Source organism: Elstera sp., assembly GCF_044372965.1.
Lineage (GTDB): Bacteria > Pseudomonadota > Alphaproteobacteria > Elsterales > Elsteraceae > Elstera.
In genome coordinates this window covers 1-10,642 of record NZ_JBILQX010000123.1, presented here as the reverse complement: position 1 = coordinate 10,642, position 10,642 = coordinate 1, and the positions used below count along the sequence as shown (strand labels likewise).

The 10,642-nt window shown below is 58.3% G+C and carries 10 protein-coding genes; 6 read left to right on the top strand and 4 right to left on the bottom strand.

The annotated features are described in order from the left end of the window. Positions 1 to 61: 61 nt before the first annotated feature. From ACIQ36_RS14240 to ACIQ36_RS14230, 3 genes are all read right to left on the bottom strand, one after another. Positions 62 to 364 carry a hypothetical protein gene (locus ACIQ36_RS14240; protein WP_395830403.1) on the bottom strand — a complete coding sequence of 101 codons (303 nt, stop codon included), beginning with the start codon at positions 362 to 364 and terminating at the stop codon, positions 62 to 64. 242 nt (positions 365 to 606) lie between these two features. Next, entirely contained in the window at positions 607 to 993 is a 387-nt protein-coding gene (locus tag ACIQ36_RS14235; protein WP_395830401.1) for a metallopeptidase family protein, read from the bottom strand. After that, positions 990 to 2,468, bottom strand: a complete 1,479-nt coding sequence (locus ACIQ36_RS14230; protein WP_395830399.1) for a hypothetical protein — start codon at positions 2,466 to 2,468, stop codon at positions 990 to 992. The genes ACIQ36_RS14235 and ACIQ36_RS14230 overlap by 4 nt, the downstream gene beginning before the upstream one ends. A 161-nt stretch (positions 2,469 to 2,629) precedes the next feature. Here ACIQ36_RS14230 and ACIQ36_RS14225 point away from each other — a divergent pair, with 161 nt between their 5' ends. Further along, the gene (locus ACIQ36_RS14225) at positions 2,630 to 4,264 is read left to right on the top strand and encodes an electron transfer flavoprotein-ubiquinone oxidoreductase (protein ID WP_395830397.1); all 1,635 of its coding nucleotides are present in this window, start codon (positions 2,630 to 2,632) and stop codon (positions 4,262 to 4,264) included. A 6-nt stretch (positions 4,265 to 4,270) separates the two neighbouring features. Here the strand turns inward: ACIQ36_RS14225 and ACIQ36_RS14220 are convergent, their stop codons facing one another. Then, complete coding sequence (locus ACIQ36_RS14220) at positions 4,271 to 6,190, bottom strand: hypothetical protein (RefSeq protein WP_395830395.1); 1,920 nt, start codon at positions 6,188 to 6,190, stop codon at positions 4,271 to 4,273. 166 nt (positions 6,191 to 6,356) lie between these two features. On the opposite strand from ACIQ36_RS14220, the gene ACIQ36_RS14215 reads away from it, so the two are divergent. The 5 genes from ACIQ36_RS14215 to ACIQ36_RS14195 form a co-directional block, all read left to right on the top strand. After that, complete coding sequence (locus tag ACIQ36_RS14215) at positions 6,357 to 7,208, top strand: decaprenyl-phosphate phosphoribosyltransferase (protein WP_395830393.1); 852 nt, start codon at positions 6,357 to 6,359, stop codon at positions 7,206 to 7,208. Further along, positions 7,198 to 8,211, top strand: coding sequence for a YbhN family protein (locus ACIQ36_RS14210; RefSeq protein WP_395830391.1), 1,014 nt, complete (start codon positions 7,198 to 7,200; stop codon positions 8,209 to 8,211). Before ACIQ36_RS14215 ends, ACIQ36_RS14210 begins: the two co-directional genes overlap by 11 nt. Beyond that, entirely contained in the window at positions 8,211 to 9,542 is a 1,332-nt protein-coding gene (locus ACIQ36_RS14205; RefSeq protein WP_395830389.1) for an FAD-binding protein, read from the top strand. Before ACIQ36_RS14210 ends, ACIQ36_RS14205 begins: the two co-directional genes overlap by 1 nt. A 2-nt stretch (positions 9,543 to 9,544) precedes the next feature. Beyond that, positions 9,545 to 10,312 carry an SDR family NAD(P)-dependent oxidoreductase gene (locus ACIQ36_RS14200; RefSeq protein ID WP_395830387.1) on the top strand — a complete coding sequence of 256 codons (768 nt, stop codon included), beginning with the start codon at positions 9,545 to 9,547 and terminating at the stop codon, positions 10,310 to 10,312. A 122-nt stretch (positions 10,313 to 10,434) separates the two neighbouring features. Beyond that, the coding region (locus ACIQ36_RS14195; RefSeq protein WP_395830385.1) for an Rrf2 family transcriptional regulator at positions 10,435 to 10,642 on the top strand (208 nt) is incomplete at its 3' end.

Genomic DNA, 10,642 nt, shown 5'->3' with positions numbered 1-10,642 from the left:
TGATCGTTCAGGCTGAAAAGCGATTGAGGTTCCATCGGTAGGCTCCGAGCGAGGGACCCCATCAGTGAATCACAGCAAAACTGAACGGGCGAGGGTTTTTGCGGGTGTCCAGATAGGCTTTCGCATCAAAACCATTGGTATCCGTGCTGGGGGAACGCCCTTCCGCTGCGCCGTACTGGATGTAATGATCCCAGGCGCTCGTAAAGGTTTGACCAAGCGCAACAGCCGCCCGAACATCGGGGTTTTGCGCCAGATACTCGGCGGAATTGAACGCCGCATTGGGATTACGCCCTTCGACGGCACCAAACAGGCGGAAATGCTGTTCGGCATCCGCAAGGCTACCGTCCAAAATTGCACGCTGCACATCGGGGTTCGCGTTAAGATAATAGAGTGAATCAAATCCCGCGCTCGCCATCGGATAAGCCCTTATCAAAAATACTTAAGATTTTTATCAGGGCGGCTGATCTATCCGCAAGCGATAGTTTAACGTATTTTTAATTAATATTTTATGGGTATTAAGGTATGTCGCTCAAACGTCTTCGTGAAAGCCCGACGGCCCCGTATCCGCATTGGGGGCCGTCCAGCGTCGCGGCACGCGCTTGCCGATCACTCCCCCTCGATCCGCTCCATATCTTCGTCCGAAAAGCCGAAATGATGGCCGATTTCGTGAATGAGGACGTGGCGGACAACATCGTCCAGCGCCTCGCCGGTCTCGCACCAATAATCAAGGATCGGGCGGCGGTAGAGGAACACCCGATGCGGCTCCGGGTGGGCATAGCTCACGCTTTGCAGTGGCATGGCCACGCCCTGATAGAGGCCGAGCAGGTCGAAGGGGCTTTCAAGCTCCATCTCCTCCACAACGGCATCATCGGGGAAATCTTCCACCTTCAGCACCAAATCGCGCGTGTATTGGCGCAGTTCGGCGGGGATTTCCGCAAGCGCCGTTTCGGCAAGGCGGGCGATAGTGTCGAGACTGGGGGCGAATTGGGTCATGGATCTGTAGTTGGGGACGCGGCGTCGCTGGTTCCACTCCCGGTCGGGTCGGGTCGCCAGGGAAAATAAAATAGCAAAGGCAGGAGCATCCAATAGGGCGCAAAATGCTTTTCGAATTCATTGAACCCGTCGCCGCCCCAAACGGCCAAGGGGAGCGTTAGCAAGAAAACTGCAGGCAGCAAAAGGGAGCGCCCGGCCCAAGCGGCAAGGGCCAGGGCCACGAGCCCATAGACCCCCAACCAGGACCGCGCGATATTCTGAAGTTCGCTAAGCCCCGGAAGATAAAGCGCGTTATTCAGATACTGAACCCGGTAATCCGCCGTGACGGTGATCACGGCGATATTCCGGCCAATCGTCGGCCAAATCTGCGGTCGCGCCAGTACCCACGGAATAAAATTACCGAGCGCGCCGGGGGCGACAATCCCATAGAAGTCGGCCAACGCGCCGCGCGCTTTATAGGTTTGGAAAAGGCTAAACCCGGTGGGGGAAAAGCGCGTACCCAGCAAAGGTTGGGCGGGATTCGGTTCGAACGCCATTGTCCCTTGCTGTAACTGCGCGCGTTGCTCTCTCTCGTAAAGATTACGCTCCCTGAAGGTGCGCGCGGGCCAATCTGCCACCCCCTGTAGCGCCAATCCAACGCCTGCGTAAAAGCGATTGTAGTGGTTGACCTCGCCCTTGCGGGTATACTCCCAGCGCGCCAGCGATAAGGCGCTCAAACCGATCAAGCCAATCGTGAGCACCGTTGGAATAAACGGCGCAGCGGAGGGGTTAGCCTGTCGCCGGATCGACAGCCAGGTGCGCCAGATGATCGCCAGAATGAGCGGAAGCGCCCCAATCATTTGGACTTTCGCACTGATCAAGCAGGCGGCGGCCACCAATAGAAGAGCAGGCTTACCGTCAGATTGCCACCGCCACAGCCCCAATAAAAACCAGGGAAGCGTGATGAGAACAATCGCTTCCTCATAGAAAGACCGGAAATAATTCGCAAAAATAGCCGTTAGAATGACGATAAAGACTAAGACTAATTTATTTTTTCCGCAGTTCGAATGTCGAACCAACGCGCAGAACCCGACAAACCAGAGAGTCGACAGAATCAATGCCACTTGAAAAATCGTTAACGCGCTTTGCGAGAAGCCCGTGAGCACTCCCCGGACCGCCCCAGCAATAAGCGTCATGGGCGTGACCAAGCTACACCACAAAGGCTCGAAATCACCAAAATTATACTGGTAATCTCTAATATTGTTTTCCTGATCGACAACAAGACCTACGCACCGAACGATCCGACCATAATCACTACTGTCTCTCATTGCGCCAGAACCAAGCAGCGTCGATAGGAGAATAAGAATTGCACAAGCCGTAATAGAAAATTTGAACATTTTTACGGGCATTGTTTCCTCCCGCTGGGAAGTCGCACGATTATTTATCTCTTTATGAGTCTTTAGATTGCAGGTGTCAAAAAAAATGCCCCATGGCAATGCTGGCGACGTGATGGCTCTTAGCGCCTATCAAGGCTTGCCAGCGCGCTCAAGCTGTCGCACTTTGCCCAGACGAGCCAAATTGCCGACTGCGAAAAGCTCGACAAAAAACATACATTCCCTTAACGTAAAGGGAAGGGTTCAGCGAGGGGGATCGGGGAATGACGCGGGACGTAATGCCCTATGACGTGGTGGTGGTTGGCGGCGGCCCTGCGGGCCTTTCGACGGCCATTCGGTTGAAACAACGCGCCAATGCCGCAGGCCAAGAGCTTGCCGTGTGCCTGATCGAGAAGGGCTCCGAGATCGGTGCCCATATTCTCTCCGGCGCGGTGTTCGAGCCGCGCGCGCTGAACGAGCTTTTCCCCGATTGGAAAGAGCGCGGCGCACCGCTGAACACACCCGCGACCGACGATAGCTTCCTATTCCTCACGGAAAAAGGCTCGTTCAAGCTGCCCACCCCGCCGCAGATGCACAATCACGGCAATTACGTCATCTCGCTCGGCAACCTCTGCCGCTGGCTGGCCCAGCAGGCGGAAGAGTTGGGCGTCGATATTTTCCCCGGCTTTGCCGCCGCTGAAGTGCTGTACGACGAGACCGGCGCGGTTAAAGGCGTCGCGACCGGCGATATGGGCGTGGGCCGCGACGGCGAGCCGACGGCGCATTTTCAGCCTGGCGTGGAGTTGCACGCGCGCCAGACGATTTTCGCGGAAGGCTGCCGTGGCTCGCTGACCAAAACCCTGTTCGAGCGCTTTAACTTGCGCGAGGGCGTCGATCCGCAAACCTTCGGTATCGGCATTAAGGAGTTGTGGGAGATCGACCCGAGCAAGCATCAGGCCGGCAAGATTATCCATTCCATCGGCTGGCCGATGCGCAGCGATACCTATGGCGGCTCGTTTCTCTACCATCTTGAGAATAATCAAATCGTCGTCGGGTTCGTCATTGGGCTGGATTATACCAACCCGCACCTCTCGCCCTTCGAGGAGTTCCAGCGCTTCAAAACCCACCCCGCCGTGCGGCACTTCTTTGAAGGCGGGCGGCGTATCAGCTACGGCGCGCGGGCGTTGAACGAAGGCGGCTGGCAGTCGATCCCGAAACTCACCTTCCCCGGCGGCTGTTTGGTCGGGTGCACGGCGGGCTTCCTCAATGTGCCCAAGATCAAGGGCAGCCACACGGCGATGAAATCCGGCATGCTCGCGGCGGACGCGGTGTTCGATCTGCTCACCTCGGGGTCCGAGGCGACGGAAGCCACCGCCTATCCGACCGCGCTCAACGCCTCCTGGGTGGCCGAAGAGCTAAAGGCCGTGCGCAATATTCGCCCGTCCTTCCACAAGGGCCTGTGGGCCGGGTTGGTCTATAGCGCGATTGATACGTATCTGTTCAGGGGCAAGGCCCCTTGGACCTTCCATAATCACGCTGACCATAACGTGTTGAAGAAGGCCGCCGACGCGCCGCGCATCGCCTACCCCAAGCCCGACGGCAAAATCAGCTTCGATAAGCTCTCCTCCGTCTTCCTCTCGGCGACCAACCATGAGGAAGATCAGCCGATCCACTTGCAGTTGAAAGACCCGAGCAAGGCGATTGCGATCAACTGGTCGCACTATGAATCGCCGGAAACGCGCTATTGCCCCGCCGGGGTTTATGAAATCCTCGACGATGCGGGAACGGGGGCCAAGCGCTTGCAGATCAATGCGCAGAACTGCGTTCACTGCAAAACCTGCGACATCAAAGACCCGACGCAGAATATTAACTGGGTGGTGCCGCAAGGCGGCGGCGGGCCGAACTATCCAAACATGTGACGAGGGTCAGGGCGCGGGGCTAGACCACGAAAGGGTGCAGAGCGACACGGTTATCGCGGGTTCGAACCAGCGGAGGATCGTGTCGCCCGTCCGATTGCTGACGCGAATCTGCGTTACCGCGTCTTGCGCACGGCTCTCGCCGCGATAAAAAGCCGCCGCCGCTTCCAAGGACGTGAGCCCTGGCGAGAGCAAAAACCCAACGTCGCCCGCGTCGCGCAAAAATCGAAACGCCTGGTCGGGCGCGGCGGTGGTGGATACCGTAAGCCCCAAGGTCGGCCCCCCGAAAAAGAATGCCGCAACCCGGCCCACGACTGTCGGCGTGAGCAACACCCGCGCCCAAACCGCTTGATCGGGTAAAACAGCGGGGATGGGAATCGCGGTATCGAACCGGCTCACACTGTCTTGGCAGGTTTCCGCTTCCAACAATGGCTTTGCACGCCGGACAAGCACTAAATGCTCGGCCGTTTGCTGATCTACCCGATAGAAGCTGCGAAACGCGCGCAGGCTCAGCGGGTCTTCCAACGCGGCGAAGCGCCCATCGATCGGCGCTATGGAAAAAAGGATCGACCGCGCCGCCCGGTCCGTGGCTAAGAAGTCGCGGTTGCGTTCCGTCATGAAGCGGCTGGTTGCGTAATAGGCTTGAAACGCCGGGCGGGTCGCAAGATCAAGACCCGCGCTATAGGCTAAACCAATATCGAACGGAAACGCATCAATCGGCCCCGCCACCGCTTTAAACGGAAATTTCTGGCGAAGATCGGCCATCGCGGCGGTAAATTCTTGCCGATTGTCTAATCGACGCTGATTGCGAAAATCGGAATCCCCGAAAAACTTCAAACGGTCGTGCAGAATTGTCAGCGTGTCCTGAAGGCCCTTCCCAGCGGGCTGAAACGGCGCAGCAATGGCTAAGGCCACGACCAATGCCAGACCTGCGGTTCCAAGGATAAGTGCCCGATGGGCCAACCCGTAAAAACGCGCAAGCGGGTTGAGTATCTGTGCCGTTGCGATGAAGGCTAAGGCCCAGAAGGCTAGGTATGAATAATCGCCATGTCGCGTGAAACTCAGTTTATAGGCCACCAGAAGACAGCCCAGAATCGTTAAAGCGAGGATTATTGTCTTTCTTGACTTGAGAGGGAAGCAGCTCAACACACTCAACGCCCCAACACACCACAGCGCCAGATAGAGCGGCGGTGCCGGCAAACCCATATCGGCATTGTAACTTAGCGAAACATCAAAATATCCCCGATAGAAATCAGCCCAATTGGCACCATCCTGGCCCCCTAGAGACAGTATTAAAGCCGTAAACAAACAATAGGCTCCGAGCGCCACCGGATAATAATCTTTAATCGACAACCGATAAAGCGTCACAAGGACGAGAATCGGAAGCGCTAGAATAAGAATGGCGCTTTTCACCAAGGACGCGACGGCTAGCAATAGACTTAAAAAAATTGTAATGACATAAGTCGACAGCGCTTTATTCTCCCGATAGACTTCATGATAGGAAATTAGAATTGCTGGCAGAAGAATATTAGCACTATAAAAAAATTCCATCGACATAATCAATATTGACATTGATAAAAATTTCGATGCATTATTTATATTGAAAACATAAAAAACACTATAAAATAAAATTATGTGATACATAATACTTAATGTGTATTTTAAATTTTGACTCTCAGGATAATAAGCTGATGAGAACAAAAATCCTAAAGGTCCAAAATTGAATATAATATCTATTCCGTGCTGATAGTTTTCTTTAAAAAAATGATTCAAACTAAATATCCACGAATAATCTAATCCATTAATAGTTATGCCTTGAAATTCTATCGTACTAAAGATTGCGAAAATTAATGCAAGATACAGTTGTATTGATAGGATTAATGTTTTTCTAGAGACAATAATCCCTGTCAATACCGTCAAGTTTTTCATCAAATCACCATATTCGGATCGCAAGAACTGACATTGGGGACGATAAGGCATAGCGCAGGCACCCGCCGTTTCCTACAAAGAGTTCACTGGACGCCTTCCCGCGCCGCCGCTACAGAGGGCTTCTCTAAAACAGGCCCTCAACGTTCAAAAGAGGTAAACCGCTCCCATGGTGATGGTGGAAACCCTCAAGCTGATGCGCCCGCATCAGTGGGTGAAGAATGCCTTCATTCTCGCGCCCCTGTTCTTCACCCCGGCGGCGGTCACGGCTCAGAACATTGGTCAGGTGCTCCTGGGGGTTCTGTGCTTTAGCGCGCTCGCTTCGGCAATCTATATCCTGAACGATACGATGGACCGGGAGGCCGACCGACAGCACCCGACCAAACGCACGCGCCCGCTTGCGGCTGGCACCGTCCCGTTGCCGCTTGCGCTGGTTCTGATGACGATCCTAGCGACGGGCGGGCTGATCCTCGCCTATACCCTCTCGCCCGGCTTTCTAATCCTCAGCCTCGTCTATCTCGCCGTAAACCTCGGTTATTCGCTGGGGCTCAAGAAGATTTCGATTCTGGACGTGATGCTGGTGGCCCTCGGCTATGTGCTGCGGGTTTTTGCCGGAGCAGATCTGATTGGTGTGCGCGCCTCTGAATGGATCATCGTTTGCACCGGCCTTGTCTCACTGTTCATTGCCTTAGCCAAGCGCCGCGACGATATCGTGAAGCAGCTCGACAAGGGCCACCGCCGCGCGCTTGAGGGCTATAATCTGCCGTTTCTCGATACCGCAATTGCCATGATGCTGGCGGGGCTGCTGGTGTCCTACCTGCTTTATACGGTGGAAGCGGGCATCCATAATCTCTACCTCACCACGCCCTTCGTGATTATGGGCGTGCTGCGCTACCTGCAAATTGCCCTGGTTGAAGAGCGGTCGGGCTCGCCGACGACGATCGTGCTGACCGACAAATTCCTGATCGGCAATGTGCTGGCCTGGATCGCTACCTTCGGAGCGCTGATTTATGGCCGTTGATGCGAAAGGCCTGACCAAGGGCAAACTGCGCCGCCTGGAATGGATCGTCGTCGGCACGATCGTCGCCTTTGCGGTGGGGCTCGTCGCGGTGGGGGCCTACGTCGGTTTCGAGAAGGTTTGGACCGCCATCCAGCGCGTGCCGCTAAGCATCATTCTCGCCCTGCTCGGCCTATCGCTGTTCAACTACGCCCTGCGGGCCTTGCGCTGGCATTGGTTTTCGCGCGGGTTGGGGCTGAAGGTGGGGTTCGGCTTCAATGCTGCCGTTTTCGTTGGCGGCTTCGCGCTGACCACGACGCCGGGGAAAGCCGGGGAGGCTCTCCGGCTCTGGGTGCTGGAGAAGGCAAAAGGCGTGCCTTACGAGCGCGCCACGCCGCTATTTTTGGGCGATCGGCTGTCGGACATGGTGGCGATTATGCTGCTCTGCCTCGCCTCCTTGGGGGCCTTCAGCGGCTATGCCGATGTGACCCTGGGGATTGCCGCCGGGTTGATCGTGCTGATGCTGCCGTTCCTGCGCCCGAAAACCCTGCTGTGGGTCACGAACGCGCTTTACCGCCTGTTCGGGGGCCGCGCGCCGCGCCTGTTCGCGAAAATCCGCGCGGCCCTGCGCGAAACGGCGAAGCTCTTCACCTTCCGCCGGTTCGGCGTCGGTCTCGTGTTAGCCCTAATCGGGTGGGCGGCAGAAGCTTGGTCGTTCCAACTGCTGCTGCAGGCAGTCGGCGGGCCGGAGGTGAGTTTTCAGCAGGCGAGCTTCGTCTTCACCTTCGCGCTGATTGCCGGAACCATCTCCATGCTGCCCGGTGGTTTGGGCGGTGCGGAAGCGGTCATGCTGCTGCTGCTGACTTCCCTCGGGTTCGAGGGCGATGCGGCGCTGGCCGCCACCGCCATCATTCGCCTGACGACCCTATGGTTCTCGACCGCCCTCGGCTTTATGGTGCTGCCGTTCCTGCTCGCGGCCCTGCGCCGACCGAGGGATGGGGCCTTATCCACGTCGGGAGACCTATAATGCGCAGCAAAAGCTTGGCTTTGTCCGGCTGGGGCCGGTTTCCTCAGGCAAAGACGGCGGCGTTCCGGCCCGAACGGATGAGCGAAGTTGCGGCCTGCCTGAAAAGCGACGGTGCGATTCTGGCGCGCGGGGCCGGGCGGTCCTACGGCGATCAAGCGCTGAACAGCGCGGGCGCGGTGGTTCTGACCGAGCGGCTAGACCGTTTTCTGGGATTGGAAACCGGCGATGCGCCGCTGCTAACCGTGGAAGCGGGGGTAAGCCTAGGGGCGATTCAACGGCTGCTGATCCCGCGCGGCTTCATGCTGCCCGTCACGCCGGGCACGGGCTTTGCCACCGTCGGCGGCGCGATTGCCAATGATGTGCACGGGAAGAATCACGATGCGGACGGCAGCTTCGGCGCGCATGTCGCCTGGATCGATCTGCTCACCGCTGCGGGCGATGTGCGCCACCTGACGCCGGACGCAACGCCGCGCGAGTTTTGGGCGACGGTCGGCGGCGCGGGGCTGACGGGGATCATCCTGGCGGCGGGGTTGCGCCTCTTGAAGATTCCCAGCAACGCCGTAAGCTTGCGTGAAGAGCGGATGCCCGATCTGGCCGCCTTCCTCAACGGTCTGCGCGCCGCTCGCACGTCCGCGCGGTTCTCGGTCGGTTGGATCGACGCGCTGGCGACCGGCGACCGCATCGGGCGCGGGATTCTGGAAACGGCGGATTTGTCGCCCGAGGGCGTGGCCGCAAAACCGCGCAAGGCCAAAGCGATTCCGCTTAATCTGCCGAAATTCTGCCTGTCGCGGACCAATGTGAAGCTGTTCAATGCCGCCTATTACCACCGCATCCCGCGCCGGGGGCGGCAGGGGGTGCGGGCGATTGAGGAATTTCTCTATCCGCTCGACGCGCTGGCGCAGTGGAACCGGCTCTACGGAAAACCCGGCTTTAGCCAGTTCCAGGCTGTCATCCCCGATGCCGCCGCCGAAACCGGCCTGCGCGCGCTGCTGAACGCCGTCAGCCAAGGCGGAACCGCCTCCTTCCTCGCCGTGCTGAAAACCCTGGGCGCGGAGGGGCAAGGGCTGCTCTCCTTCCCGCAGCCGGGCTTCACCTTGGCGCTCGACCTGCCGCGCCGGGCGGAGACCGGGGCACTGCTGGAGCGCTTGGAAGCCATCACCCTCGATCACGGTGGGCGGATTTATCTCGCAAAAGATTCCGCCCTGTCGGCGGCGGGCTTTGCGCGCATGTATCCGCGCCTTGCTGAATTTCAACAAATCGCCGCCGAGATGGACCCGGAGGGCAAGTTTGCTTCCGACCAATCGCGCCGCCTTGCGCTGCGGGGAGCATAAGCATGGGCAAACCCCTTCCCGTCATGACCGATCGCACCTGGCTGATTCTAGGGGCCTCCTCCCCCATCGCCCGCGCCTTCGCCCGCCTCGTCGCAGGGCAAGGCGCGCGGCTGATTCTGGCCGGGCGTGACCTTGACGATCTCAACCGCAGTGCCGCCGATTTGCGTTTGCGCGGCGCAAGCGCGGTTGTGGTGGAAAGCTTCGATGCCGAAGATATGGCCAGCCTGGATGCGCTGGCAGCCTCCATCCCCCATCACGCCAGCCCCGGCGGCCTCGATATTTTCTTGGCCTTCGGCCTGATGCCCGATCAAAAGGCGATGGAAGCCGATCCGGCCTTAGCCCTGCGCTGCCTGACTGCGAGTTTCACCGGGGCGGCCCGTCTGCTGCTCGCCCTCGCGCCAATGCTGGAAGCAGGCCGGGCGGGCCGGGTGATCGTGTTAGGGTCGGTGGCGGGCGACCGGGGGCGGTTCAGCAATTATATCTACGGCTCGGCCAAAGCGGGGCTCGCGACTTTTTGCTCCGGCTTGCGTGCGCGACTGTTCCGCAGCGGCGTAACGCTGACCTTCGCCAAGCCCGGCTTTCTCGATACCGGCATGACCTGGGGCCTACCGGGCATCTTCTACGCCGAAAGCCCCGACCGCGCAGCGGCAACCCTGCTGCGGGCCGCTCTCAAGGGCAAGGAAGTGCTTTATGTGCCAGGCTTCTGGGCGCTGATCATGCTGATTATCCGCCTCGTGCCGGAGAAAATCTTCAAGAAACTCTCGATTTAGGGGGTGCAGACGATTTTCGCGCCGGGCACACTGGTATCTGGACGCAATAAAAGCCATATTTGAAAATCATGTTATAGCACCCGCCCCCAGCGGCTGGATGCGCCCGATGATTGGACCTTTGGATGCGACTGACACGCTATACGGATTACGGGCTTCGGACGCTCATTTACCTCGGCCTCAAGCCCGAGGGCCTGTCGACCGTTCCGGAAATCGCCGCCTGTTATGGAATCTCCGAGCATCATCTAACCAAGATCGTCGGTGCCTTGGCCCACCTGGGTCATATCCGGACGCTCCGGGGGCGCAACGGCGGTTTTTCGCTCGCGCGTAAAC